24 protein-coding genes and 1 riboswitch are annotated in these 23,958 nt (G+C 72.8%); of the genes, 17 read left to right on the plus strand and 7 right to left on the minus strand.

Annotated elements, in window-relative coordinates; all coding sequences use genetic code 11:
• The first annotated feature begins 57 nt into the window (after positions 1 to 57).
• From AC4F3Q_RS08205 to AC4F3Q_RS08245, 9 genes are all read left to right on the plus strand, one after another.
• Complete coding sequence (locus AC4F3Q_RS08205) at positions 58 to 1,101, plus strand: iron-siderophore ABC transporter substrate-binding protein (protein ID WP_491039774.1); 1,044 nt, start codon at positions 58 to 60, stop codon at positions 1,099 to 1,101.
• Between the two features lie 10 nt (positions 1,102 to 1,111).
• Positions 1,112 to 2,173, plus strand: a complete 1,062-nt coding sequence (locus AC4F3Q_RS08210; protein ID WP_491039533.1) for a FecCD family ABC transporter permease — start codon at positions 1,112 to 1,114, stop codon at positions 2,171 to 2,173.
• Positions 2,170 to 3,240, plus strand: coding sequence for a FecCD family ABC transporter permease (locus AC4F3Q_RS08215; RefSeq protein WP_491039534.1), 1,071 nt, complete (start codon positions 2,170 to 2,172; stop codon positions 3,238 to 3,240). Before AC4F3Q_RS08210 ends, AC4F3Q_RS08215 begins: the two co-directional genes overlap by 4 nt.
• On the plus strand, positions 3,240 to 4,067 hold the full coding sequence (locus AC4F3Q_RS08220) for an ABC transporter ATP-binding protein (protein WP_491039535.1): 828 nt from the start codon (positions 3,240 to 3,242) through the stop codon (positions 4,065 to 4,067). Before AC4F3Q_RS08215 ends, AC4F3Q_RS08220 begins: the two co-directional genes overlap by 1 nt.
• Positions 4,068 to 4,091: 24 nt before the next feature.
• Positions 4,092 to 4,448 (plus strand): PadR family transcriptional regulator, encoded by a 357-nt coding sequence (locus tag AC4F3Q_RS08225; protein ID WP_491039536.1) that lies wholly within the window; start codon positions 4,092 to 4,094, stop codon positions 4,446 to 4,448.
• Positions 4,445 to 5,023, plus strand: a complete 579-nt coding sequence (locus AC4F3Q_RS08230; protein ID WP_491039537.1) for a hypothetical protein — start codon at positions 4,445 to 4,447, stop codon at positions 5,021 to 5,023. The genes AC4F3Q_RS08225 and AC4F3Q_RS08230 overlap by 4 nt, the downstream gene beginning before the upstream one ends.
• A 112-nt stretch (positions 5,024 to 5,135) precedes the next feature.
• Positions 5,136 to 5,384, plus strand: coding sequence for a phosphoribosylformylglycinamidine synthase subunit PurS (gene purS, locus AC4F3Q_RS08235; RefSeq protein WP_098458203.1), 249 nt, complete (start codon positions 5,136 to 5,138; stop codon positions 5,382 to 5,384).
• Positions 5,384 to 6,100 (plus strand): phosphoribosylformylglycinamidine synthase subunit PurQ, encoded by a 717-nt coding sequence (purQ, locus tag AC4F3Q_RS08240; protein WP_491039538.1) that lies wholly within the window; start codon positions 5,384 to 5,386, stop codon positions 6,098 to 6,100. Before purS ends, purQ begins: the two co-directional genes overlap by 1 nt.
• A complete protein-coding gene (locus AC4F3Q_RS08245) occupies positions 6,097 to 6,678 on the plus strand; it encodes a GNAT family N-acetyltransferase (protein ID WP_491039539.1) in 582 nt (193 codons plus the stop codon). Before purQ ends, AC4F3Q_RS08245 begins: the two co-directional genes overlap by 4 nt.
• 80 nt (positions 6,679 to 6,758) lie before the next feature.
• Here AC4F3Q_RS08245 and nirD read toward each other — a convergent pair whose 3' ends face one another.
• Both nirD and nirB read right to left on the minus strand, forming a co-directional pair.
• Positions 6,759 to 7,094: a nitrite reductase small subunit NirD gene (gene nirD, locus AC4F3Q_RS08250; protein WP_491039540.1), complete on the minus strand. Its 336-nt coding sequence runs from the start codon at positions 7,092 to 7,094 to the stop codon at positions 6,759 to 6,761.
• Positions 7,091 to 9,721: a nitrite reductase large subunit NirB gene (gene nirB / locus AC4F3Q_RS08255; protein ID WP_491039541.1), complete on the minus strand. Its 2,631-nt coding sequence runs from the start codon at positions 9,719 to 9,721 to the stop codon at positions 7,091 to 7,093. The genes nirD and nirB overlap by 4 nt, the downstream gene beginning before the upstream one ends.
• A gap of 147 nt (positions 9,722 to 9,868) precedes the next feature.
• Here nirB and AC4F3Q_RS08260 point away from each other — a divergent pair, with 147 nt between their 5' ends.
• Positions 9,869 to 10,039, plus strand: a complete 171-nt coding sequence (locus AC4F3Q_RS08260; RefSeq protein ID WP_491039542.1) for a heme biosynthesis protein HemY — start codon at positions 9,869 to 9,871, stop codon at positions 10,037 to 10,039.
• A gap of 15 nt (positions 10,040 to 10,054) precedes the next feature.
• Here AC4F3Q_RS08260 and AC4F3Q_RS08265 read toward each other — a convergent pair whose 3' ends face one another.
• Both AC4F3Q_RS08265 and AC4F3Q_RS08270 read right to left on the minus strand, forming a co-directional pair.
• Positions 10,055 to 11,275, minus strand: a complete 1,221-nt coding sequence (locus AC4F3Q_RS08265) for an O-succinylhomoserine sulfhydrylase (RefSeq protein ID WP_491039543.1) — start codon at positions 11,273 to 11,275, stop codon at positions 10,055 to 10,057.
• Complete coding sequence (locus AC4F3Q_RS08270; RefSeq protein WP_491039544.1) at positions 11,272 to 11,694, minus strand: rhodanese-like domain-containing protein; 423 nt, start codon at positions 11,692 to 11,694, stop codon at positions 11,272 to 11,274. The genes AC4F3Q_RS08265 and AC4F3Q_RS08270 overlap by 4 nt, the downstream gene beginning before the upstream one ends.
• 245 nt (positions 11,695 to 11,939) lie before the next feature.
• Positions 11,940 to 12,053: riboswitch (SAM riboswitch) on the plus strand.
• A 31-nt stretch (positions 12,054 to 12,084) separates the two neighbouring features.
• On the opposite strand from AC4F3Q_RS08270, the gene AC4F3Q_RS08275 reads away from it, so the two are divergent.
• From AC4F3Q_RS08275 to AC4F3Q_RS08295, 5 genes are all read left to right on the plus strand, one after another.
• Positions 12,085 to 13,533 (plus strand): aminotransferase class V-fold PLP-dependent enzyme, encoded by a 1,449-nt coding sequence (locus tag AC4F3Q_RS08275; RefSeq protein WP_491039545.1) that lies wholly within the window; start codon positions 12,085 to 12,087, stop codon positions 13,531 to 13,533.
• A 187-nt stretch (positions 13,534 to 13,720) separates the two neighbouring features.
• Positions 13,721 to 14,503 carry a GNAT family N-acetyltransferase gene (locus tag AC4F3Q_RS08280; protein ID WP_491039546.1) on the plus strand — a complete coding sequence of 261 codons (783 nt, stop codon included), beginning with the start codon at positions 13,721 to 13,723 and terminating at the stop codon, positions 14,501 to 14,503.
• 136 nt (positions 14,504 to 14,639) lie between these two features.
• A complete protein-coding gene (locus AC4F3Q_RS08285) occupies positions 14,640 to 15,227 on the plus strand; it encodes a GNAT family N-acetyltransferase (RefSeq protein ID WP_491039547.1) in 588 nt (195 codons plus the stop codon).
• Between the two features lie 127 nt (positions 15,228 to 15,354).
• Positions 15,355 to 15,684, plus strand: coding sequence for a PadR family transcriptional regulator (locus AC4F3Q_RS08290; RefSeq protein WP_491039548.1), 330 nt, complete (start codon positions 15,355 to 15,357; stop codon positions 15,682 to 15,684).
• Positions 15,684 to 17,108: a hypothetical protein gene (locus tag AC4F3Q_RS08295; RefSeq protein WP_491039549.1), complete on the plus strand. Its 1,425-nt coding sequence runs from the start codon at positions 15,684 to 15,686 to the stop codon at positions 17,106 to 17,108. Before AC4F3Q_RS08290 ends, AC4F3Q_RS08295 begins: the two co-directional genes overlap by 1 nt.
• A gap of 65 nt (positions 17,109 to 17,173) precedes the next feature.
• Here AC4F3Q_RS08295 and AC4F3Q_RS08300 read toward each other — a convergent pair whose 3' ends face one another.
• Genes AC4F3Q_RS08300 through AC4F3Q_RS08310 form a run of 3 tightly spaced genes read right to left on the minus strand, consistent with a single transcriptional unit; the run spans position 17,174 to position 20,961 of the window.
• Positions 17,174 to 18,229 (minus strand): MaoC/PaaZ C-terminal domain-containing protein, encoded by a 1,056-nt coding sequence (locus tag AC4F3Q_RS08300; RefSeq protein WP_491039550.1) that lies wholly within the window; start codon positions 18,227 to 18,229, stop codon positions 17,174 to 17,176.
• 12 nt (positions 18,230 to 18,241) lie between these two features.
• Positions 18,242 to 19,609: a 3-oxoacyl-ACP reductase gene (locus AC4F3Q_RS08305; protein ID WP_491039551.1), complete on the minus strand. Its 1,368-nt coding sequence runs from the start codon at positions 19,607 to 19,609 to the stop codon at positions 18,242 to 18,244.
• Complete coding sequence (locus AC4F3Q_RS08310; protein ID WP_491039552.1) at positions 19,609 to 20,961, minus strand: acetyl-CoA C-acetyltransferase; 1,353 nt, start codon at positions 20,959 to 20,961, stop codon at positions 19,609 to 19,611. Before AC4F3Q_RS08310 ends, AC4F3Q_RS08305 begins: the two co-directional genes overlap by 1 nt.
• Before the next feature lie 124 nt (positions 20,962 to 21,085).
• On the opposite strand from AC4F3Q_RS08310, the gene AC4F3Q_RS08315 reads away from it, so the two are divergent.
• Positions 21,086 to 21,793, plus strand: coding sequence for a TetR/AcrR family transcriptional regulator (locus tag AC4F3Q_RS08315; RefSeq protein WP_491039553.1), 708 nt, complete (start codon positions 21,086 to 21,088; stop codon positions 21,791 to 21,793).
• Positions 21,794 to 21,849: 56 nt separating this feature from the next.
• Positions 21,850 to 23,913, plus strand: a complete 2,064-nt coding sequence (locus AC4F3Q_RS08320; RefSeq protein WP_491039554.1) for an acyl-CoA dehydrogenase family protein — start codon at positions 21,850 to 21,852, stop codon at positions 23,911 to 23,913.
• Positions 23,914 to 23,958 lie beyond the last annotated feature (45 nt).

Genomic DNA, 23,958 nt, shown 5'->3' on the forward strand with positions numbered 1-23,958 from the left:
CCATCTCACCCGCTCCGCGCGAGCACCGAACACCCGAGAGGCACCCCTGTGCGCACCATGTTCTCCGGCGCCCTGCGCCCCACCGCCGCCCTCGCGACGGCCCTCGCCCTCGTGACGCTCGCGGCGTGCTCGACCGACACGCCTGGCGGCTCGACGAGCCCCACGAGCGCCGGCACGAGCGCCGCCTCCACCACGTTCCCGGTGACGATCGAGCACGCGTTCGGCGAGACGGTCGTCGAGAAGCAGCCGACGCGCGTCGCGGCGATCTCCTGGGCCAACCAGGACGCGTTGATCGCGCTCGGCGTCGTACCTGCGGCGATGCCGTTCGCGTCGTACGGTGGCGACGCCGACGGCTACCTGCCGTGGACGCGGGCCGCGCTCGAGGCGCTCGGCGGGGAGGCCCCCGCGCTCCTCGACGAGGCCGACGGTCTCGACTTCGAGGGCATCGCGACCGCGGCGCCCGACCTCATCCTCGGCACGTACTCGGGCATCACGCAGGAGGACTACGACAAGCTCTCCAAGGTTGCGCCGACCGTCGCGTACCCCGAGGTCGCGTGGGGCACGAGCTGGCGCGACCAGCTCACCACGGCCGGCAAGGTCCTCGGCAAGGAGACCGAGGCCGCGCAGGTGACCAAGGACGTCGAGGCGAAGCTCGCGAGCGCGCTCGACGACGCCCCCGAGCTCGAGGGCAAGACGTTCGCCTACCTGTGGTTCAACTCTGCCGACCCGTCGTCCGTCACCTACTACACGACCTCGGACGCGCGCGTCGCGTTCGTCGAGTCGCTCGGCCTGAAGAGCGCCCCGAAGATCGCCGAGCTCTCGACCTCCAACGACGAGTTCTTCGGCACCATCTCTGCCGAGCTCGTCGACGAGATCGACGCGGACGTCGTGCTCGCCTACGTCGACAGCAAGGAGCACCTCGACGCCGTCAAGGCGGACAAGCTCCTCGGCAAGATCCCGGCGATCGCCTCGGGCGCCGTCGTCGCGCTCGACGACCCGACGTTCATCCTGTCGACGTCGGCGCCCTCGCCGCTGTCCGTCCCGTGGGCCGTCGACCAGTACGTCCCCGCGATCAAGGAAGCGCTCGCGAGCGCGAAGTGACGCACCACCGATGAGCACCGCTGCGCCGCACCGGCCGGTCGGGGAGAGCCTCGCGCTCGCCCGGCCGGCCGGTCGTCGTGCCGCGGGCCTCTCCCTCGCCCTCGTGGTCGGTCTCGGCCTGCTCGTCGTGCTCGCTCTCGTGAGCGTCGGTGTCGGCGCGCGGCACGTGCCGATCGCGGACGCGTGGGCCGCCCTGACCAGCTACGACCCTGCCAGCTTCGACCACGAGGCCGTCCGGGCGCGTGTGCCGCGTACCGTCCTCGCGCTCGTGGTCGGCGCCGCGCTGGGGCTCGCCGGCGCCCTCATGCAGGGCATGACCCGCAACCCGCTCGCCGACCCGGGCATCCTCGGCGTCAACGCCGGAGCGAGCGCGGCCGTGGTCGTCGCGATCATGGTCCTCGGCATCACCGCACCGGCGGGCTACGTGTGGTTCGCGTTCGCGGGGGCCGCAGGGGCGGCCGTCGTCGTGTACGCGGTCGCCGCCGCGGGGCGCGAGGGTGCGACGCCGATCAAGCTCGCGCTCGCTGGCGCGTGCGTCTCCGCCGCGCTCACGAGCCTCGTCACCGCGATCCTCGTGACGGGTACGGACGTGCTCGACACGTTCCGGTTCTGGCAGGTCGGCGCCGTCGGCGGCCGCGGCTTCGAGACGTTCCTGCCGATCTTGCCGTTCCTCGCTGTCGGCGCGGTGATCGCGCTCGCCTCCGGGCGTGCGCTCAACGCGCTCTCCCTGGGGGACGACGTCGCGCGAGGGCTGGGGCAGGACGTGCGGCGGTCGCGCCTCGTCGTCGGGTGCGCGGTCGTGCTGCTGTGCGGGGGAGCGACTGCCGCTGCGGGCCCGATCGCGTTCGTCGGCCTGACGGTCGCGCACGTCGCGCGCGCGATCACCGGCCCGGACAACCGCTGGGTGCTGCCGTTCAGCGGTGTGCTCGGGGCAGCGCTCGTCGTCCTGTCAGACGTGCTCGGGCGCGTCGTCGCGCAGCCTGGGCAGCTCCAGGTCGGCATCGTGACGGCGACCGTCGGGGCGCCGGTCTTCATCGCGCTCGTGCGCCGGCGTCGGCTGGCGGAGCTGTGAGCGCCCCCGTGCAGCCGCGCACGCGGGACGAGTCGCGCGCGGAGGCTGTCGCGACCGTCCGCGCCGTCCGTCGTCGCGGACGCGCTCGCGCGACGACGGTCTCGGCGGCGCTCGCGGTCGCGGTGCTCGTGCTCGCGGTCGTCACCGCGTGCCTCGGCGGCTTCACCGTCTCGTTCGTCGACGTGCTGCGGATCATCGGGGGAGCGGACATCCCCGGTGCGACGTTCATCGTCCACGAGGTGCGTCTCCCGCGGCTGCTCACGGGGCTGGGAGCGGGCGCCGCGTTCGGCGTCTCGGGAGCGATCTTCCAGACGCTCGTGCGGAACCCGCTCGCGAGCCCGGACATCATCGGCATCACCGCGGGTGCGAGCGCGGCCGCGGTCTTCGCGATCACCCGGCTCGGCATGAACCCCGGGCACGCGGCGCCCGTCGCGATCGGCGGTGCGTTCGCCGCGGCCGGCCTCATCTACGCGCTCGCCTGGCGGGGTGCCGTCAGCGGGCAACGCCTCATCCTCGTCGGCATCGGCGTCGCGGCCGTCCTCAACTCCGTGACCGGCTGGGCGCTGACGCGCGCCGAGGTCACCGACGCGTCCGAGGCCCTCGTCTGGATCACCGGCTCGCTCAACGGTTCCACGTGGAACCGGTTGCCCCTGCTGTGGTGGCCTCTGCTCGTCCTGCTCCCCGCCGCAGGCATGCTGGGCCGGCGGCTGCGCGCGCTGCAGCTCGGTGAGGATGCTGCCGCGGGGCTCGGCGTGCGCATCGAGCCGTCGAAGGCGTGGCTCGTCGTCGTCGCGGTGTGCCTGGCCGCGGTCGCGACCGCTGCCGCCGGGCCCGTCGCGTTCGTCGCGTTCCTCGCCGGGCCGATCGCCCGCCGGCTCACCGGTGGGGGAGGCCTCGCGCTCGTCCCCTCGGCCCTCGTCGGCTCGGTGATCGTCATGGCCGCCGACTTCGCGGGCGCCCAGCTGTTCGGCACCCGGCTGCCCGTCGGCGTGATCACGGGCGTGCTCGGGGCGCCCTTCCTGCTGTGGCTCCTCGCCACGGCCAACCGCGTCGGAAAGGGCGGCTGATGACCGGACCGGGTCACCACACTCTCGCTGCCGAGCGGCTGACGCTCGGCTACGGCGACCGCAAGGTCGTCCGCGACCTCACGGTCACGATCCCGACGGGCCGCGTGACCGTCGTCGTCGGTGCGAACGCCTGTGGCAAGTCGACGCTGCTGCGCGGCCTCGCGCGGCTGCTCGCGCCGTCCGACGGTGCCGTCCTGCTCGACGGCAAGGACATCACGTCCCTCGCGACGCGCGACGTCGCCCGCGTGCTCGGTCTGCTGCCGCAGTCGCCGATCGCGCCCGAGGGGATCACGGTCGCCGACCTGGTCGGCCGCGGGCGCTACCCCCACCAGGGCTGGTTCCGGCAGTGGACCCCGGACGACGACGCGGCCGTCGCTGACGCGCTCACGCAGACCGGCGTGCTCGACCTCGCCGGGCGGTCGGTCGACGAGCTGTCCGGCGGGCAGCGGCAGCGCGTGTGGATCGCGATGGCGCTCGCGCAGCGCACGGACCTGCTGCTGCTCGACGAGCCGACGACGTTCCTCGACGTCGCGCACCAGGTCGAGGTGCTCGACCTGCTCGCCGACCTCAACCGCGACCTGGGCCGCACGATCGTCATGGTCCTGCACGACCTGAACCTCGCCGCCCGCTACGCCGACCACCTCGTCGCGATGAAGGACGGGCGGATCGTCGCCGAGGGCGCGCCCGCCGACGTCGTCACTGAGCAGACGGTCGCGGAGGTGTTCGGTCTCGCGTCCCGCGTCGTGCCCGACCCGGTCTCCGGGACGCCGATGGTGGTACCGATCGGGCGGCATCGGGCCGGGGCGCCCGACCCTCTTGCGGGATAGGTCGCCAGCCGATATATATCGGGGGTGGCTGATTTCCGGATGACCGAGCAGGCCTACCTGCTGCTCCTCGCGCTCGCCGACGGGCGGCAGCACGGGTACGGCCTCGTCGGCGCGGTGCGCGAGCTCTCCGGCGGGAGCGTCCAGCTCGGTGCCGGGACCCTCTACGGAAACCTCGACAGGATGCTCGCGGCCGGCCTGATCGACCTCGACGGCGAAGAGGTCGTCGACGGTCGCGCCCGCCGCTACTACCGGCTCACGCCCGACGGGCTGCGCGCCGTGCGCGCACGGACGCAGCAGCTCGCAGCGCTCGCCGCCCGCGCCCAGCGTGCGCTCGGGGGTGCCAGGTTCCTCGGCCCGGAAGCGCTCGGAGGGCAGGCGTGAACCCGCGCGACGACGCCGCGGCGTCCGCCCGCCTCGAACGTTCTGTGCGCCGGTGGATGAACGCATACCCGCGCCGATGGCGCGTGACGTTCGGTGACGACCTCGTCGGCACGGCCCTCGAGCTGGCGGCCCCCGGACAGACCAGGCTCACGCTCCGCGACGGCCTCGCGATCGTGCGGGCCGGCTGGGCGCTCCGGCGTCGGGAACGTCCGCCGTGGAGGACGCGTCTTGCGTTCGCGTGGGGCGTGGGCCGGACCGAGCTTCCCGCCCGCCACAGGCCCTGGCTCGTGGACCAGATCCTCAGCCCGTGGGCGCGGATAGGCGCCGTGGTGGTCGTGAGCCTTCCTTGGGTTCTGCCGACGGCGTGGAGCCTGGTCGGCGCGCTCGCGGACGGGCAGGACGACGGGCTCGTCTGGCTGCGGTGGGCGACCGTCGCTATGTGGGCGGTCGCTCCTGGCCTGTTCGTGATCCCGGGCTTTCGGCGGCGCGCCGCCCGTAACGTGTGGGTCACCTACTTTCCTGGCGAGCCGGTCCCGGAGATGATCGCGTCGCGCCGCAAGCCCACGTCTGCCTGACGGCGTCCCACCCTCCGGCCCGCCCGCCGCGACCGTGAGGGCGGACGGTACGCTGAGCCCGAAACCTCCCGGCCGTGCGGACTCAGTCCGCTGCACACCTCAGGAGCACCCCGTGGGACGCGTAGTCGTCGATGTCATGCCCAAGCCCGAGATCCTCGACCCGCAGGGCAAGGCCGTCGTCGGGGCGCTGCCCCGCCTCGGCTTCACCCAGTTCGTCGGCGTGCGTCAGGGAAAGCGGTTCGAGCTCGAGGTCGACGGCGAGGTGACGCCGGAGGTGCTCGCCGCCGCCGAGGAGGCCGCCAAGACCCTCCTGTCCAACCCCGTCATCGAGGACGTCGTGCGCGTCGCGGACGCGAGCTGATGGCCCCCGCAGCGACCGGAGCCCGTATCGGCGTCGTCACGTTCCCCGGGACGCTCGACGACCGCGACGCCGCCCGCGCGGTGCGTCTCGCGGGCGCCGAGGCTGTGTCCCTGTGGCACGCGGACGATGACCTCCAGGGTGTCGACGCGGTCGTGCTCCCGGGCGGGTTCTCCTACGGCGACTATCTGCGTGCGGGCGCGATCTCGCGCTTCGCGCCGCTCATGGACAAGATCATCGACGCAGCGAACGGCGGGCTGCCAGTCCTCGGCATCTGCAACGGCTTCCAGGTGCTGACCGAGTCGCACCTGCTGCCCGGCTCGATGGTCAAGAACGACCACCTGCACTTCGTGTGCCGTGAGCAGGTGCTCAGCGTCGAGAACGCGAGCACCGCCTGGACCCGCGACTACACGACCGGCGAGCACATCACGATCCCGCTCAAGAACCAGGACGGCCAGTACGTCGCTGACGAGCGCACGCTCGACGAGCTCGAGGCCGAGGGGCGCGTCGCGTTCCGCTACGAGGGCGTCAACCCGAACGGTTCGCGCCGCGGGATCGCGGGCATCACGAACGCCCGCGGCAACGTCGTCGGGCTCATGCCGCACCCTGAGCACGCGGTCGAGGCCGGCTTCGGCCCCGACTCGGCTGCGGGTCCGCGCGCGGGTGTCGACGGCCTGCGGTTCTTCACCTCCGTGATCGGCTCCCTCGTCCACGCATGACCGGGACGGACCTTCATAGCCCTGTCGCGCCCGACGACGCGTTGGCCGGCATCACGCTGCCCGCGGGCGTCACGCTCTCGGCCGTCCCGTGGGAGGACGCCGAGTCTGCGAGGCTGCGCACGATCCAGCAGGCGGAGATCGCCGTGCGCTACGCCGACCCGGACGCAGACGAGGCCCCGACGACGAGCGACATCGGCCGACCGCCGTCGGCCGACGAGATCGTCGTCTCCCTCCTGCTCCGCGTCGACGGCGTCCCCGCCGGCTGCGCGGCGCTGCGCGACGTCTCCGGGATCTCCGACGAGATCGGCGGGGTCCACGCGCCCGGCACCGGGGAGGTCAAGCGCGTGTTCGTCGCCCCGGACCACCGCGGTCGCGGCCTGTCACGGCTGCTCATGCAGGGCATCGAGGCGCACGCGCTCGTCGCAGGGCTGCGGCGGCTCGTCCTCGAGACGGGGACGAAGCAGCCTGAGTCGGTCTCGCTCTACCGGTCCATCGGGTTCGAGCCGATCGACCGCTACGGCGAGTACGCGGACTCGGACGAGTCGCTGTGCTTCGCGAAGACCCTCCCGACCGCCTGAGCGGCCAGCCTGACCGACCGATCGCCCGGCTGCACACGTGACGTGTGCGCCGGGGCGATCCGTGCGGCGCGGGCCCCGGGTCAGCTGACCGCGACCTGCACGACGCCGTCGCGCACCTCGACCGGGTAGGACCGCAGGTCCTGCGGCTCCTTGCCCGCGGCGTCGAGGCACTCGCCCGACTCGAGGGACCACACCTGCTTGTGCATGGGGGACGTCACGGTGACGGTGTCCCCGCGGGTGCCGACGATCCCGCGGGAGACGACGTTCGCCCCCGAGAACGGGTCGTGGTTGTCGACGCCCAGCACGCGGCCGTCGTCGAGCAGGAACAGCGCGACCTGCGTGCCGTCGACGAGCGCAGCCACCCCTCGTTCCGGGTCGAGCGCGGTGAGCGCGCACACCGGGGTCCACGTGGTCATCGGGAAGCCTCCAGCTCAGCGTCGGACGGGCGCACGGGGATCGAGCGTGCGATCACGGGGTTCGAGTCGGACACCTCGCCGGGCCGGGCGGGGCGCACCTGGCCGCGCTCGGGGGTGTACGCGAGGTCGGGGTCCGGGGTGTCGGGGGCGTTGACGAACGACGCGAAGCGCGCGAGGCGCACCGGGTCCGCGAGGGTCGCTGCCCACTCGTCCTCGTAGTTGTCGACGTGCTGCGCGATCGTCGCCTCCAGCTCGGCCGCGATACCGAGCGAGTCCTCGACGAGCACCTTGCGCAGCTCGGCGATGCCACCCGGGTAGTCGGCGACCCAGGGCGCCGTGCGCTGCAGGCGGTCGGCCGACCGGATGTAGTAGGCGAGGAACCGGTCGATGACGCGCACGAGCATCTCGTCGTCGAGGTCCTCGGCGAGGAGCTCCGCGTGGCGCGGGGTGAAGCCGCCGTTGCCGCCGACGTAGACGTTCCAGCCGCGCTCGGTCGCGATGACGCCGACGTCCTTGCCGCGCGCCTCGGCGCACTCGCGCGCGCAGCCCGAGACACCGACCTTGAACTTGTGGGGCGCGCGCAGGCCCCGGTAGCGCAGCTCGAGCCGCACGCCCATGCCGACCGAGTCCTGGACGCCGAAGCGGCACCACGAGCTGCCGACGCACGACTTCACGGCGCGCAGCGACTTCCCGTACGCCTGGCCGGACTCCATGCCGGCGTCGACGAGGCGCTGCCAGATGTGCGGGAGCTGCTCGAGGCGCGCACCGAACATGCCGATGCGCTGAGCACCCGTGATGCGCGTGTAGAGGCCGTAGTCGCGCGCGACCTCCGCGATGACCGCGAGCTTCTCGGGGGTGATCTCGCCGCCGGGGATGCGGGGGACGACCGAGTAGGTGCCGTCCTTCTGCATGTTCGCGAGCGCGTGGTCGTTCGTGTCCTGGAGCGGGGCGTTGGCCGCGTCGAGGACGTGCCCGACGCCGAGCGACGCGAGGATCGACGCGACGACCGGCTTGCAGATGACGCAGCCGCGGCCCGTGCCGTGCGCCGCCACGATCTGCGTGAACGTCCGCAGGCCCTCGGCCTGGACGAGCGAGAACAGCTCCTGGCGGGACATCGCGAAGTGCTCGCACATCGCGCGCGACACCTCGACGCCCGACGCCTCGAGCTGCGTGTTGACCAGCTTGGTCAGCAGCGGCACGCACGAGCCGCACACCGTGCCGGCCTTGGTGCACTTCTTGACCTCGGCGACGCTCGTGCAGCCGTGCTCGGTCACGGCGCCGCGGACGGTGCCCGCAGTGACGTTCGCGCACGAGCAGACGACGACGTCGTCGGGCACGTCAGCGCTCGGCGCAGCCGCGCCGCCCTCGGGGGCGAGGAACGCGCTCGGGTCCGCGCCGAGAGCGCGGCCGAGCATCGGCCGCAGCGACGGGTAGAGCGCCGCGTCGCCGACGAACACGCCACCGAGGAGGGTGCGTGCGTCGTCGGACACGACGAGCTTCTTGTACGTCTTGGCGACCGGGTCGGCGAACGTGACCTCGAGCGCGCCGGGGGTGAGCGCGAAGACGTCGCCGAACGAGGCGGCCTCGACCGGGACGCCGTCGTGCGTGACGCCCTTGAGCTTCGTGCCGTCGGGTGCGGGCGTGTAGACCGCGTCGCCGCCGAGGAGCTGGTCGACGACGACGTCGGCCATCGCGTTGCCCGGTGCGACGAGTCCGGCGCACTCGCCGTCGTGCGACGCGACCTCGCCGATCGCCCAGATCGCAGGGTCGGACGTGCGGCAGGTGGGGCCGACGACGACGCCGCCACGCTCGCCGATCGCGAGCCCGCACTCGCGGGCGAGCCGGTCGCGCGGGCGGATGCCGGTGGAGAAGACGACGACGTCGACGTCGAGCGTCGACCCGTCGGACAGGACCATGAGACCGACCGGGCCGTCGGGAGCGGGGACGAGGCGCGTCGCGCCGGTGCCGGTGCGGACGGTGACGCCCATGTCCTCGATGAGGACGCGCAGCGCCTCACCGCCGCCGTCGTCGAGCTGGACGCTCATGAGGCGGTCGGCGAACTCGACGACGGTCGCATCGGCGCCGAGGTCCTGCAGGGCGGACGCGGCCTCGAGGCCGAGGACGCCTCCGCCGACGACAGCGCCGCGCAGGGGGCGGCCGAGCGTGGCAGCGCGGTCGGCGACCCAGGACTGCAGCCCGACGACGTCGTCCATCGTGCGGTAGCTGAAGACGCCGGGGAGGTCTGTGCCGTCGGTGCGGGGCGTCCATGCCCACGAGCCGGTCGCGAGGACGAGCGTGTCGTAGGGGAAGGTCTCGCCGCTGCGCGTGGTGACGGACTGGGCGTCGCGGTCGATCGAGGCGACCGCGTCACCGGTCCGCAGGGTGACGTGCGGGTCGTCCCACACGGTCGGGGCCATCGCGAGCTGCTCGGGCGAGCGGCCACCGAAGAACTCGGAGAGGTGCACGCGGTCGTACGGCAGGTGCGCCTCGTCGCCGATCACGGTGGCGGACCAGGGGGTGTCTGCGGGGGCGCGCGAGACGAGCTGCTCGACGAGCCGGTGGGCGACCATGCCCGCACCGACGACGACGATGCGCCCGGGGGACGCGGGGGCGTTGTGCTCGGACATGTCGGGCCTTCTGCTCGGCGGGTTCTCGTCGTGGTCAGTCTCGCCGGTGGGGGTGGTGCAATGGTGGGACCTTTGGACGGGCGTGGCCGTGAATAACCGATCCGGGGCGCCCTGGGCGAGGAGACCAGGGCAGCGTAGCCTGAACGTGTGACCGAGCACACGAAGGACCCCGCGCCGGACCCTGCTGCAGCGCGCTTCGCCCAGCTGCCCGAGCGCGTGGAACCCCGCGACTACGTCGAGAGCGTCGACGTCGCGGACGTCCCCGACCCCGAGATGGGCCGCGATCCGAACACGGAGTGGATGCTCAAGCACGCCTGAGCCCCCGCTGGGGCGTCAGGCCTTGAGCGCCTGCTCGATGTCGTCGAGCAGGTCGAGCGGGTCCTCGAGCCCGATGCTCAGCCGCACCGTGGACTCCGTCATGCCGACCGCGGCACGGCCCTCCGGGCCGAGCTTGCGGTGCGTCGTCGTAGCCGGGTGCGTGATGAGGCTCTTGGCGTCGCCGAGGTTGTTGGAGAGGTCGACGACGCGCAACGCGTCGAGGAACCGGAACGTGCGCTCCTTGACCTGCTCTGCCGACGCAGAGCCCGGGACCTCGAGGTCGAACGTGACGACCGTCCCGCCGCCCGTCTGCTGCTCCCGCGCGAGCGCCACCTGCGGGTGCGAGTCGAGGAACGGGTAGTAGACCCGACCGATCCCGGGCAGCGACTCGAGCGTGGTCGCGACCTGGAGCGCGGCGTCGGTCTGTGCGCGCACGCGCAGCGAGAGCGTCTCGAGTCCCTTGAGCAGGACCCACGCGTTGAACGGGGAGAGCGACGGGCCGGTGTGGCGGACCATCGTCTGCACGGGCCCGTCGATGTACTCGGCGCTGCCGAGGATCGCGCCGCCGAGCACGCGGCCCTGCCCGTCGATGTGCTTCGTCGCGGAGTACACCACGACGTCGGCGCCCAGCTCGAGCGGCTTCTGCAGGACGGGCGTCGCGAACACGTTGTCGACGACGACGGTCGCCCCCGCGCGGTGCGCGAGGTCGGCGACGGCGCGCACGTCGATGATGTCCTGCATCGGGTTCGACGGCGTCTCGAAGAAGACGACGTCCGCAGGCGTCGCGAGCGCCTCCTCCCACTGCGCCAGGACGTGGCCGTCGACGTAGTCGGTGTGCACGCCCCAGCGGGCGAAGATCTCGTCGAAGATCGTCAGGCTCGACCCGAAGAGCGCGCGGGCGGCGACGATCCGGGAGCCCTGCCCGACGATCGCGGCGAGCGCCGTGAAGACGGCCGACATGCCGGTCGCGGTCGCGTAGCAGCCCTCGGCGCCCTCGATGAGGCGCAGCCGCTGCTCGAAGGTGTGGACCGTCGGGTTGCCGTAGCGGGAGTAGATGAAGCGGTCGGCCTCGCCCTTGAAGGCGGCCTCGCACTCGGCGGCGGAGCCGTAGACGTATCCCTGCGTCAGGTAGATGGGCTCGCTCGTCTCGTGGAACCCGGAGCGCTCGATGCCGCCGCGGACCGAGACGGTCGCGGGACGCCAGGATGCGGGGACCTCGCGGGGCCCCGCGGTCACCGGGCGGCCTCGTCGATCGTGGTCGTCGGGAGGCCGTTGTTGCGCCAGCCGTCCACCGTGCGGGCGCCGGTCGCGTCCTGCGCGCCCTCGAAGCCCTGGAGGATGTTGCGCGCATCGGTCCAGCCGGCGGCGGTCGCGGCCTGTGCGGCGGCGACCGAGCGCACGCCGGAGCGGCACAGGAACAGGACGGTCGCGTCCTTCGCGACGCCCGCGGCGTCGAGCTGGGCGAGGAACTCGGTGTTGGGTCCCCAGGCGGTGTTCCACTCGACGAAGCGCGCGGCCGTACGGGCGGCGCTCGTGTCGGGGACGCCGATCGTGCGCCACTCGTCCTGGGTGCGGACGTCGACGAGCACGGCGTCGGGGGAGGTGGTGATCAGCTCCCAGGCGGCCTCGGGGGTGACGTCTCCTGCGTAGCTCATGGCGTTCTCCGTTCGCATCGAACGTGGCGGTAGCACCCTCGTCCTGCTGGGGGGTTGCTGCGGCGTCGTCGTGCCACGTCACTCGGCCGCTCTGGATGGTGTGGGGATCGTACCCTCCGCGGAAGGGTGCTGCCGAGGGCGTGACAGATGGCGAGATTCCGCGCCTCCCGACCGTGGGTCTCAGCACGTGGCGCGCCGTCTCAGATGTTGACAGTCGTCGGAGGGCGGTGGGACGATGGCCGCACGGTCATGAGCGCCAGCGCAAAACCCCGGTTTGCTGGCCGGCAACCCTCCACTCGCGGTGGGGTGCCCCGGGTGACGACCAGGCTGCGGTCGACCGACCGCGGCAAGCGCGGGCGCACAGCGCCCAGACTCGCGAAGGGCCCTGCCATGTCGACCGACGCGACCACCTGTCCCAGCCCCCGCGCCGACGTGGCGGACGAGCCCGCGCTCCTGCCCGTCGTCGGCCGCGACACCCTCGTCCCGCTCGTCGACGGACGCCACGTCACGTACGCGAACCTCGACGTCGCCGCGTCCGCACCCGCCCTCGAGGCGGTCGCCGCGCGCGTCGCGCAGGCACTCCCGCTGTACGCGAGCGTCCACCGTGGCGCGGGCTACCTCTCCCAGGTCTCGACCGCGCTCTACGAAGCATCGCGCCGCTCGATCGGCGCGTTCGTCGGCGCGCGCGAGCACGACGTCACGATCATCACGCGCAACACGACCGACTCCCTCAACCTCCTCGCGGGTTGCGTGCCCGCGACGGTCGGGGAGGGGCGCGTGCTCGTCCTCGACGTCGAGCACCATGCCAACCTCCTGCCCTGGGCGGCCGCACCCGGCGGCGCCGCCGTCCTCGCAGGCGCGTCGAGCGTCGCCGCAACCCTCGACGCGCTGCGCGTCGAGCTGGACGCCCGGCCGTACGCGCTCCTCGCCGTCACCGGCGCGTCGAACGTGACGGGCGAGGCGCTGCCGATCGCCGACGTCGTCACGCTCGCCCACGCCGCAGGCGCGCGCGTCGTGCTCGACGGCGCGCAGCTCGTCCCGCACCGCGGCATCGACATCGCCGCGCTCGACGTCGACTACGTCGCCTTCTCCGGCCACAAGACCTACGCGCCGTACGGCGCGGGCGCGCTGGTCGGGCGCCGCGACTGGCTCGACAACGGCACACCCCACCTCGCCGGCGGCGGCGCGGTGCGCGCCGTCACGCACGCGGAGCCCGACGGCGCTGCCCCCGGGACCGCGTCCGCGACGTGGGCGCTCGCGCCCGCCCGCCACGAGGCCGGCTCCCCGAACGTCATCGGCGCCGTCGCGCTCGCAGCTGCCTGCGAGGAGCTCGCCGCGCTCGACCCCGCAGCCCTGCACGCGCACGAGGCGCGCCTGCGCGCCCGCCTCGTCGAGGGCCTGACGCAGATCCCCGGCATCGACGTGCTGAGCGCGTGGGACGACGCCGTCGACCCCGTCGGCGTCGTCACGTTCGTCGTCGACGGGCACGACCCCGGGCTCGTGGCCGCCTACCTGTCGGCGGAGCACGGCATCGGCGTGCGCGACGGCAAGTTCTGCGCCCACCCCTTCCTCGCCCGGCTCGGTCACCGGTACGGCGCCGTGCGGGCGAGCGTCGGCGTCGGCACGACGGGCGAGCACGTCGAGCGGCTCGTCGCCGCGCTTGCGGCCTACGTGCGCGAGGGCACCCGCGCCGACTATGCGGTGCAGGACGGCTGCTGGGTCGTCCGCGACGACCACCGCCCCCTCCCCGACGTGACCGGGCTGTCCGGTCTGGTCGCCACCGCGGCGGTCGCGAACGTCGCACTCGCGGGTGGGTGCGGCGGTCCGTCCGAGGCGTGAACGAGCCGTCCGTCGCGGAGGCCGCCCGGGCTGCCTGAGCGGGCTCCCGCGAGGGTGATGTGGATCGCACGAAGCGCCTGATGAGTGGCTGGAAACCGCCACTTCCACGCGTCCGTCACCACCTGTTCGTCCCCAGGTCGCGCGGTGGGTGTTGGCGGTGTCCCCGGCGCGTGTTTTCATTTCTCGCGTGGAGCACGACATCACCCTCTCGGGGCACGGTTTTCGCCTCGAGCCGCTGACGCACAAGCACGTCGGCGATCTGGCCGCCATGGTCGATTCCGACCTGTGGGCGGGCATGGCCACACCCATGCCTGTGGGCGAGGTCGGGCTGATGAACTACATCGAAGACTCCCAGGCGCTCGACGGCTGCTACGCCTTCGCCGTCGTCGACGAGGTGAGCGGCGAGGTGCGCGGATCGACCGCTCTCGTCGACCACCAGACGGGTGCGCGCCGCGTCGAGATCGGTCGCACCTTCTACGACCGCGCCGTGTGGGGGCGCGTCGTCAACCCGGTCTGCAAGTTCCTGCTGCTCGAGCACTCCTTCGAGCGGCTCGGCGTGCACCGCGTCCAGCTCCGCGCCGACGCGCGCAACGCGCGCTCGCTCGCCGCGATCGAGCGCCTCGGCGCGACCCGTGAGGGCACGCTGCGAGGCTTCCGTGACGGGCAGGACGGGTCCCGCGTCGACTCCGTCGTCTTCTCGATCCTCGCGCCCGAGTGGCCCGCGGTGCGTGAAGGGCTCCTCGCCCGGATCGACCCGCTGCGTGCGATCGCCGGGCTCGGCGGCCCCGACGCGACCGCCCTGCTCGACGCGAACGGCCCTGCGCCACTCGCCGCGGTCGGGGCATCCGTCGCCGACCTCGGGAGCGTCGAGGAGGCAGGGATCGAGCTCGTCGGCGAGCAGCCGACCCCGGCTGTCCGTCGTGGCCGCGCACCGCGCGGGCGGCTCGCGCGCCGCCGCCGGCCGCGCTGACGCACGTCGCCGTCGGCCGAGCTGACGCAGACCGCCGGCTGCGCTGACACGCCCCGGCCGCGAGTGGCGGCCCGGGGCGTGGCCGGGAGCGAGAAATCGCAGGCCTGTCCGCGCCCGCCAGCCCTAGTCTGGGCGGATGGAACAGCTCGTCCTCTCAGGTCACGGTGTCCGGCTCGAACCGCTCGAGGTGCGCCACGCCGGTGACCTCAGCGCACTCGTCGACGCCGGTATGTGGCACGGCATGACCGTGCCGCTGCCTGACACGAGCGACTCGATGGCCGCGCACGTCGAGCGGCTCGCCGGGGTGGGGGCGACCGCGTTCGCCGTCGTCGACACGACCGGGACCGAGGCTGTCGCGGGGGTGACGGCGTTCTATGACGTCGCGCACGCCGTCGGCCGCGTCGAGATCGGGCACACGTTCTACGGCCGCCGGTGGTGGGGGACGCACGTGAACCCCGCGGCCAAGCTGCTGCTGCTCACGCAGGCTTTCGACGCCTGGGGCATGACGCGCGTCGCGTTCCGGGCCGACGTGCGCAACGCGCGCTCCCTCGCCGCGATCCGGCGTCTGGGCGCACAGCCCGAGGGCGTCCTGCGCGGGCACCGTGTGGCCTTCGACGGGACGCGCTCCGACACGGCGTACTTCTCGATCCTCCGCGACGAGTGGCCCGCTGCCCGCGCGGGTCTCGAGGGCAGGCTCGCCCAGCTCGGCAGTCCCACGGCCTGACCGCTCGCGCGGTCCCGACACACCCCCGGAAGCACGTCGTAGACAGTACTGCGCATCGCGTACTAGTGTGCGACGCACAGGGGTGGGCTCGCAGGGGGAGCCCACCCCGGCAACCGACGGAGGTCAGATGGATACCACCCAGCTCCTGAAGGGAGTGCTCGACGCCGCGGTGCTCGCGGTGCTCGAGGAGGCGGACGGGTACGGCTACGACGTCGTTCGCCGCCTGCGCGCCGCCGGGCTCGAGGGAGTCGGTGATGCTTCCGTCTATGGGACGCTTCGCCGTCTCTACGCGGCCGGTGCGCTCACGAGCTATGTCGTCCCCTCAGACGAGGGTCCGCACCGCAAGTACTACGGGATCAACGACCAGGGCCGCACCACGCTGGGCACGCAGCGCAAGGAGTGGCAGCACTTCGCCGGGGCGATGGGCGCCCTTCTGCAGACTGAAGGAGCCGCGTGATGTCTCACCTCACTCTCACGGACGCTGTCGCCGACTATGCGCGCGCCGTCCGCGCACACCTCGCCGACCTCGGGCCCGAGCTCGTCGACGACCTGACGGACGGCCTCGAGGCCGACCTCGCCGAGGCGATCGTGGACGGGGACGGAACGCTCCCGGTCGCCACTGCGGCACCGACAACCTTCGTCACCCTTCCGGAGCAGATTCCGGACAGCGTGGCGCCACCCTCCACCACCGACCTCACCGCACGCTTCGGGACACCGAGCGCCTATGCAGCCGAGCTACGTGCAGCGGCGGGCCTCGCACCCTCGGCAGACGCCGCGTCCCCCGCCCCGTTCTGGGCAGCCGCGACGACGAGCGGCAAGGACCTCGCGAGGCGCGCGGCTGGCCCGCTGACCCGAGCACGCTGGTGGCCGGGGGTCAGGGAGTTCCTTGTCGCCCTCCGCCCGTTGTGGTGGGTGCTGCGCGGGTGGCTCGCCGGGGCTCTCGTCCTCGCGATCCTGACCGGCGGTGACGGACAGATCATCTATCAGCCCCATCACGAGCCCTCGGGGATTGAGATCTACGTTCCCGTGGGCATTCTCGAGGCCATGGTGCTGGGCCTCGGCGTGGTCGCGTCGGTGCAGTACGGCCGCGGAAGCTGGGTGCTCCGCGGACGCTGGAACACGGTCGGGGTGCTTGCCTCGGTCGGCGCTGCGATCACCGTGATCCCTGTGGTGATCACGGTCGGCGGCGAGATCGGACGGACCGACGTTCGCTACGAGTACATCGACAACCCCGACTACAGCGCGGCGTCGATGCAAGCACTGGTTGGCGAGGACAGGAATGCGCTCATCGCGGGCGGGGAGCGTGTGCGGAACCTCTTCGTGTACGGGCCGGACGGCGAGTACATCGATGGTGCGCAGATCGTCGACCAGGACGGCCGGCCGCTCCTGCTCACGCCCGACGGGTCGATGTGGGAGCCGGAGACCGAGACCCAGGGTGAGACGAGCAGCTACTGGGTGCCACGCGAGGACGTCCACGGCCGACAGGTCTGGAACGCCTACCCGCTCGGGTACTGGACGAGCCACATGGCTGAGTGGGACGAGGATGCACAGACCTGGGTGCTCCCCGCGGGCATCGACCCGTGGCCCAAGGCGCCCGTGATCTCGAGCCTGCCCGGGCTGCGCACGCCGGACGCCGCCCAGACCGACGGGACCGACGAGCCGGGCGACATCGACGCGCAGAAGCCAGCGGGTACGCCCACAGGCGAGTCGACGGACAAGCCCGCGGACGGCGACGAGGCGACCCCGACCGACGAGCCTACGGACGAGACGACCGACCGGGGGACCGAGACGAAGAAGCCTGCCGGTGCCGTGCCGACCGTGCCGGGCAAGCCGACATTCCCCGTGCGCAGCGTGCCGCAAGGGACGGCGTCGGGCCGATGACGCGAGGGGTGCCGGGCCCGGGGGAGGGTCCGGCACCCCTCGTCGCGGTGCTGGCGGGCGGGGCGTCAGATCCTTGTGACGGTGCCCGTCAGGTGCGTCTTGCCGCTGCGCGGATGACGGGCCGTGTACTCGAAGGAGCCGCGCTGCGGCTCGGCGATCTCGACGGACACGGTGCCAGGCAGCAGGACGGGCTTGGCAAACTCGACCGTCCAGTCGTACGTCTGCCCGCGACGAGGCCCGACGTCGGCGAGCGCCCGGGCTGCCGTGTACATGCCGTGCGCGATCGCGCGCGGGAAGCCGAACGCCTTCGCCGAGAGCGCGGACATGTGGATGGGGTTCCGGTCGCCCGACACGGCGCCGTACTCCCGCCCGACGCCGGCCGGCAACTTCCACACGACCGACCCGACGGGCGCGCCGCTGTCCCGCCCTGTTCCTACGCCCGCCCCGTTGCCGTCACGCTCCGCTCCCTCGCCGACGTAGGGGTCCGCATCCGAGGTAGGGCCCTGGGAGGCCCTGTCTCGCGTCGAAACCCCTACCTCGGCGTCAGGGGACCGGTCGGCACGGTCGCCGTCGCCCGGCGCGCGCCCCACGGCGTGCTTCGCGAGGTACGTCGAGACGCCGCGCCACGCGACCTCGCCGTCGACCGCGACCTCCGCGACGACGTCGAGCTGGCTGCCCCGACGGTGGGGGCGCAGGTCCTGCGTCCACGCCGTCACCTCGAGCTCGTCGCCGACGGACACGGGCCGCAGGAGCGACGCCGCGTTCGCGACGTGCACCATGCCGAGCAGCGGCAGCGGGAAGTCGTCACGGACCATGACGGCCGTCGCGACCGGGAACGCGAGGACGTGCAGGTACCCCGACGGGAGGGCGTCGGCACCGGTCTCGTGCAGCAGGTGCTGGTACGCCGTCAGGTGCGCGACGTCCACCTGGATCCCGCTCGCCCGGTACGCGACCGACGGGAGGGCCGGGCGGCCGCCGACCCCGTGGCGGCCCCCCGGCAGTCGTGAGCGCGCCGACCCGGCGGCGCCCCGCAGGTACAGCCCGCCGAGCCCCGGCACCTCGGCGAGAGCCTGCACCCTCGTGCCCGACGGCGGACCCGAGATCTCCCGGGAGCGTGGCACGGCCGCCATGGCTCAGGCCCCCACGAGGTTCTGCCCGCACACGCGCAGCACCTGGCCGTTGACGGCGCCGCCCGCGGGGGACGCGAGGAACGCGATCGCCTCGGCGACGTCGGACGGCTCGCCGCCCTGCTGGAGCGAGTTGAGGCGCTTCGCGACCTCGCGGGTCGCGAACGGGATGCGCGCTGTCATCTCCGTGACGATGAAGCCCGGTGCGACCGCGTTCACCGTCCCGGTGCCGCCGCTGGCTGCCGCGAGGAGCGGTGCGGTCGCCCGCACCATGCCGATGACGCCGGCCTTCGACGCGCCGTAGTTGGTCTGCCCGCGGTTGCCCGCGATGCCGGACGTCGACGCGAGCGACACGATGCGCGGGGCGTCGCGGAAGTGCTCGGAGGCGAGGAGCTGCTCGTTGATCCGCAGCTGCGCGGCGAGGTTCACCGCGAGCACCGACTCCCACGTCTCGGGCTTCATGTTCGCGAGCAGCTTGTCGCGGGTGATGCCCGCGTTGTGCACGACGACGTGCAGCCCGCCGTGGCGTGCGACCGCGTGCTCGATGATGCGCGTCCCGGCGTCGGGCGCGGTGATGTCGAGCTGGAGCGCGGTGCCACGCACCTCGTTCGCGACCTTGGCAAGGTGCTCGCCCGCGGCGGGCACGTCGACGAGGACGAGGGACGCGCCGTCGCGCGCGAGCGTGCGGGCGATCGCGGCGCCGATGCCGCGGGCAGCCCCGGTGACGACGGCGACGCGCCCGGCGAGCGGACGCTCCTCGTCGGATCCGGTCAGGTCCGCAGCGACGGGTGCATCGCCGACGGTGACGAGCTGCCCGTCGACGAACGACGACCGCGCGGAGAGGAAGAAGCGCAGGGCGGCGAGGACGCCGTCGTCGGCGGGGGTGGTGGACTCGTGCGCGAGCACGAGGCCGTTGGCGGTCGCGCCGCCGCGCATCTCCTTGCCGAGCGAGCGGACGAACCCGTCGACAGCCTGACGGGCAGCCGCTGCGGTCGGTGTCGTCGCGCCAGACGCGGCACGCGAGATCGTCACGACCCGGCCGCCGCGCGCCATCTGCTTGAGGGCGGGGGCGATCGGCAGGACGTGCGCGCCGAGCTCGCTCGCGTCGTCGACCTCCGAGAGCACGACGACGACGGCACCCCACCGGGCCGATCCCGTCGAGGGGGAGCGGTGCACCTCGAGGTCCCAGCCGAGCAGCGCCGTCGCGAGAGCGTCGGTCTGCTCGGTGTCCGGGCCGAGGACGAGGACGGGACCCGGCACGAGCGCCGCTCCCGGCGTGTAGCGCCGCAGCGGAGCCGGCTGCGGCAGGCCCAGCTTCTTGGCGAGCGACCCCGCGAACCCACCGTTGACGAGGTCGATGTACCGGTCGCTCATCAGTTGCCTCCCTCGGCCGGGACGGACTCGAGGATCGCGGTGACGCCGAGGCCCCCGGCCGCGCAGACCGTGATGAGCGCGCGGGCCGGCGTGCCGTGCTCGCGCTGGTGCTCGGCGAGCAGCTTCGCGGTCTGCGCGACGATGCGGCCGCCGGTCGCGGCGAACGGATGCCCTGCGGCGAGCGAGGAGCCGTTGACGTTGATCCGGTCGGGGTCGATCGTGCCGAGCGCGCCGTCGAGGCCGAGCTCGGTGCGGCAGTACTCGTCGTCGGCCCATGCGGCCTGGGTCGTCAGGAGGACGGAGGCGAACGCCTCGTGGATCTCGACGTAGTCGAAGTCCTCGAGCCGCAGGCCGTTGCGGGTGAGCAGGCGTGCGGCGGCGTGGACGGGCGCCATGAGCAGGCCCTCGTGGCCATGCACGAAGTCGACCGCGGCGGTCTCGGCGTCGACGACGCGGGCGAGCAGCGGCAGGTTGCGCTCCTGCGCCCACTCGCGGGACCCGAGCAGGACGGCGGACGCGCCGTCGGACAGCGGCGTCGAGTTGCCTGCCGTCATGGTCGCCGCCGTGGGGAGGCTCTTGCCGAAGACGGGCGAGAGCTTGGCGAGCTTCTCGGCGGACGTCTCGGGGCGCAGGATCTGGTCCCGCACGAGGCCGCGGTACGGGGTGACGAGGTCGTCCTGGAAGCCGCGGTCGTACGAGGCGGCGAGGTTGTGGTGCGAGCGCAGCGCGACGTCGTCCTGCGCCTCGCGGGTGATGCCCCAGCGGGCGGTCGTGATCGCCTGGTGCTCGCCCATCGACAGGCCCGTGCGGGGCTCGTCGGTGCGCGGCGCGTCGGGCGCGAGGTCCTTCGGGCGGACCTTGAGGAAGGCCTTGACCCGGCTCGGGGTGTCCTTGGCGTGCGCGGCGGCGAGGAGCGCGCGGCGCAGGCCCTTGCTCACGGCGATCGGTGCGTCGGACGTCGAGTCGACGCCGCACGCGATCCCGGACTCGGTCTGGCCAAGGCGGATCTTGTTGCTGAGGGTGACGACCGCCTCGAGGCCGGTCGCGCACGCCTGCTGCAGGTCGAACGCGGGGGTGCGCGGGTCGAGTGTCGTGCCGAGGACGCTCTCGCGGACGAGGTTGAAGTCTGCTGAGTGCTTGAGGACGGCGCCGCCGACGACCTCGCCGATGCGCTCGGACTGCAGGCCGTGGCGGGCGATCAGTCCGTCGAGCGCGGCGGTCAGCATGTCCTGGTTGCTGGCTCGCGCGTAGGCGCCGCCGACCTTGCCGAAGGGGATACGGTTGCCGCCGAGGACGTAGGCGTCGCGGACGCCGTCTGCTGGGCTGGCGCCGGGGGTGGTGGTCTGGGACATCGGTTCCCTCTCGCTCCGTTGCTGGGAATGTTCCTCGAACCCAGAGTACCTGATACTGTGGGTTTCGTGAGCCGGGTCACGTCGTGACGTACCCGACACCAGGCACCGACCAGGCAAGGAAGCCATGCGAGCGAACGACGTCGTCGAACAGGTAGGCACGGACGCGGCCGACGGCCGCTCCACCCGGTGGGAGGGCCACCGGGTAGCGCGCCGCACCGAGCTGACGCACGCCGCCCGCCGGGCCGTGCACCGCCGAGGCCCCGACCTCTCGATGGACGAGATCGCCAGCGAGCTCGGCACCTCGAAGTCGATCCTCTACCGCTACTTCGGCGACAAGGTCGGGCTGCAGAACGCCGTCGGCGAAGCCGTCGTCGAAGCCATCCGCGCCACCCTCGCCCAAGCGTCCGAGCACGCCCCGACCCCGCGAGCGTCGCTCGAGGCCATGGTGCGCGCCTACCTGCAGATGATCGAGCACTCGCCGAGCGTCTACTACTTCGTCACCCGCAACGCCCCCGTCGCCAACTCCGTCGTCAAGCACTCCGGCGACGCACCGCTCACCGCGCAGCAGGCGCCGCTGAGCGACTTCATGCACTCCGTCGTCGCCCTCGTCGCACGCCCCTTCGCCGAAGAGGTCGGCAGCTACGACACCGCCCAGGTCGACGCCTGGGCGGCCGGAGCCGTCGGCTTCGTCACCGGCACCGGCGAGTGGTGGCTCTCCCGCCGCGGCTCGCCCACCACGCCTGACGCCGCTCACGTCGCGGCACAGATCACCGCATGGCTCTGGGTCGGGCCCGGCGGCGGCATGATCCCGCAGGCCCGCACGACCCCCTGAGACGCCTGGGGCGCGAGCCCCGCACCCGAAGAACCGTTGGAGACAAAGGAGTCCCGATGACCACCACCGTTGCACCCTCCGCCAAGGACGTCGACGTGGAGGCGCGCGTCGACGTCGCGAGCCTCACGCACCAGCTTCTCGGCCGGTGGGGTGACCTGCGCCTGTTCTCCCGCGCGATCGTCGGTGACCCGCGCTTCCAGAAGATCGAAGGCCTCCCGGTCGCCGAGCACCGCGAACGCGTCCTCGAACAGCTCAAGCTCCTCGTCACCGAGGCCAAGGTGCTGCGCGCCTTCCCCGAGCGCCTCGGCGGCGCCGACGACGCGGGCGGCTCCCTCGCTGGCTTCGAGGAGCTCGTCGCCGGCGACCCGTCCATGCAGATCAAGGGCGGCGTGCAGTGGGGACTCTTCGCGTCAGCGATCCTCCACCTCGGCACCCCCGAGCAGCACGACCGCCTCCTCCCGGGCGCCATGACCCTCGCGGTGCCCGGCGCCTTCGCGATGACGGAGATCGGGCACGGCTCGGACGTCGCGTCCGTCGCGACGACCGCGACCTACGACGAAGAGACGCAGGAGTTCGTCATCCACACGCCGTTCAAGGCGGCGTGGAAGGAGTACCTCGGGAACGCCGGCAAGCACGGCGTCGCCGCCGTCGTCTTCGCCCAGCTCATCACCAAGGGCGTCAACCACGGCGTCCACGCGTTCTACACGCCGATCCGCGAGCAGAACCCCGACGGGAGCGCAGGCGCGTTCCTCCCGGGCATCGGCGGCGAGGACGACGGCGTCAAGGGCGGCCTCAACGGCATCGACAACGGCCGCCTCCACTTCACGAACGTCCGCGTCCCGCGCGGGGACCTGCTCGCCCGCTACGGCTCCGTCGCAGCCGACGGCACGTACTCCTCGCCGATCGAGAGCTCGGGCCGCCGATTCTTCACGATGCTCGGGTCGCTCGTCCAGGGACGCGTCTCCCTCGACGGCGCTGCCGTCAACGCCCAGAAGATCGGCCTCGCGATCGCGATCCGCTACGGCAACGAGCGCCGCCAGTTCCCCGGGGCGAACGGCGAGGAGACTGTCCTCCTCGACTACGGCCGCCACCAGCGCAGGCTCATCCCGCTGATCGCGCGCACGTACGCCGCGCACTTCGCGCACGACCGCCTGCTCGACCTGTTCCACGCCGTCTTCTCCGGCGAGACCGACACACCCGAGTCGCGTGAGGACCTCGAGACGATGGCCGCCGCGCTCAAGGCGTCCTCGACCTGGACCGCGCTCAGCACGCTCCAGGAGTGCCGCGAGGCGTGCGGCGGCGCCGGGTTCATCGCCGAGAACCGCCTCACCGGCCTGCGCGCCGACCTCGACGTGTACGTCACGTTCGAGGGCGACAACACGGTCCTGCTGCAGCTCGTCGGCAAGCGGCTCCTGTCGGACTACGCCAACGAGTTCAAGAACATCGACGCAGGCGGCATGGCACGTCTCGTCGTCGAACGTGCCGCGGACACCGTGCTCTACGGGACTCCCGTCGCGCGCGCCCTGCAGACCATCACCGACCAGGGGCAGCGCCGCCGCGCCGTCGGCCACCTGCGCGGGGAGGACGCGCAGCGCGCGCTCCTCGCCGACCGCGTCGAGACGATGGTCGAGCACGTCGCCGGGCGCCTGCGCCCCGCGTCGAAGCTGCCCGCAGCCGAGGCCGCCGCGCTGTTCAACCAGAACCAGCACGAGCTCATCGAGATGGCCAAGGCCCACGCAGAGCTCGTCCAGTGGGAGGCGTTCACCAAGGCGCTGCTCGACGTCAAGGACGAGGGTACGCGCCGCGTCCTCACCTGGGTGCGCGACCTGTACGGACTCACGGTCATCGAGAACAACCTCGCCTGGTACCTCATGAACGGCCGCCTCACCGGCCAGCGGGCCCGCACCGTGTCGAGCTACATCGACCGCCTCGTGCTGCGGCTGCGCCCGCACGCTCAGGACCTCGTCGACGCGTTCGGTTACGGCCCCGAGCACCTTCGGGCGCCCATCGCGACGGGCGCGGAGAAGGAACGTCAGGACGAGGCGCGGGCCTACTACCGTGCGCTGCGCGCCGCGGGCGACGAGCCCGTCAAGGAGAAGCACCTCCAGAAGAAGCGCTGACCCGGCCGACGACGCAGCGCCCCCGTTCCTGTGGCTGCAGGGACG

It is taken from the genome of Flavimobilis sp. BM9, assembly GCF_058313055.1.

Coding starts and splice junctions, on each gene's coding strand:
- AC4F3Q_RS08205 (WP_491039774.1), top strand. CDS start 58: ATGTTCTCCGGCGCCCTGCGCCCCACCGCCGCCCTCGCGACGGCCCTC.
- AC4F3Q_RS08210 (WP_491039533.1), top strand. CDS start 1,112: ATGAGCACCGCTGCGCCGCACCGGCCGGTCGGGGAGAGCCTCGCGCTC.
- AC4F3Q_RS08220 (WP_491039535.1), top strand. CDS start 3,240: ATGACCGGACCGGGTCACCACACTCTCGCTGCCGAGCGGCTGACGCTC.
- purQ (WP_491039538.1), top strand. CDS start 5,384: ATGGCCCCCGCAGCGACCGGAGCCCGTATCGGCGTCGTCACGTTCCCC.
- AC4F3Q_RS08245 (WP_491039539.1), top strand. CDS start 6,097: ATGACCGGGACGGACCTTCATAGCCCTGTCGCGCCCGACGACGCGTTG.
- nirD (WP_491039540.1), bottom strand. CDS start 7,094: ATGACCACGTGGACCCCGGTGTGCGCGCTCACCGCGCTCGACCCGGAA.
- nirB (WP_491039541.1), bottom strand. CDS start 9,721: ATGTCCGAGCACAACGCCCCCGCGTCCCCCGGGCGCATCGTCGTCGTC.
- AC4F3Q_RS08270 (WP_491039544.1), bottom strand. CDS start 11,694: ATGAGCTACGCAGGAGACGTCACCCCCGAGGCCGCCTGGGAGCTGATC.
- AC4F3Q_RS08275 (WP_491039545.1), top strand. CDS start 12,085: ATGTCGACCGACGCGACCACCTGTCCCAGCCCCCGCGCCGACGTGGCG.
- AC4F3Q_RS08285 (WP_491039547.1), top strand. CDS start 14,640: ATGGAACAGCTCGTCCTCTCAGGTCACGGTGTCCGGCTCGAACCGCTC.
- AC4F3Q_RS08290 (WP_491039548.1), top strand. CDS start 15,355: ATGGATACCACCCAGCTCCTGAAGGGAGTGCTCGACGCCGCGGTGCTC.
- AC4F3Q_RS08295 (WP_491039549.1), top strand. CDS start 15,684: ATGTCTCACCTCACTCTCACGGACGCTGTCGCCGACTATGCGCGCGCC.
- AC4F3Q_RS08305 (WP_491039551.1), bottom strand. CDS start 19,609: ATGAGCGACCGGTACATCGACCTCGTCAACGGTGGGTTCGCGGGGTCG.
- AC4F3Q_RS08310 (WP_491039552.1), bottom strand. CDS start 20,961: ATGTCCCAGACCACCACCCCCGGCGCCAGCCCAGCAGACGGCGTCCGC.
- AC4F3Q_RS08315 (WP_491039553.1), top strand. CDS start 21,086: ATGCGAGCGAACGACGTCGTCGAACAGGTAGGCACGGACGCGGCCGAC.
- AC4F3Q_RS08320 (WP_491039554.1), top strand. CDS start 21,850: ATGACCACCACCGTTGCACCCTCCGCCAAGGACGTCGACGTGGAGGCG.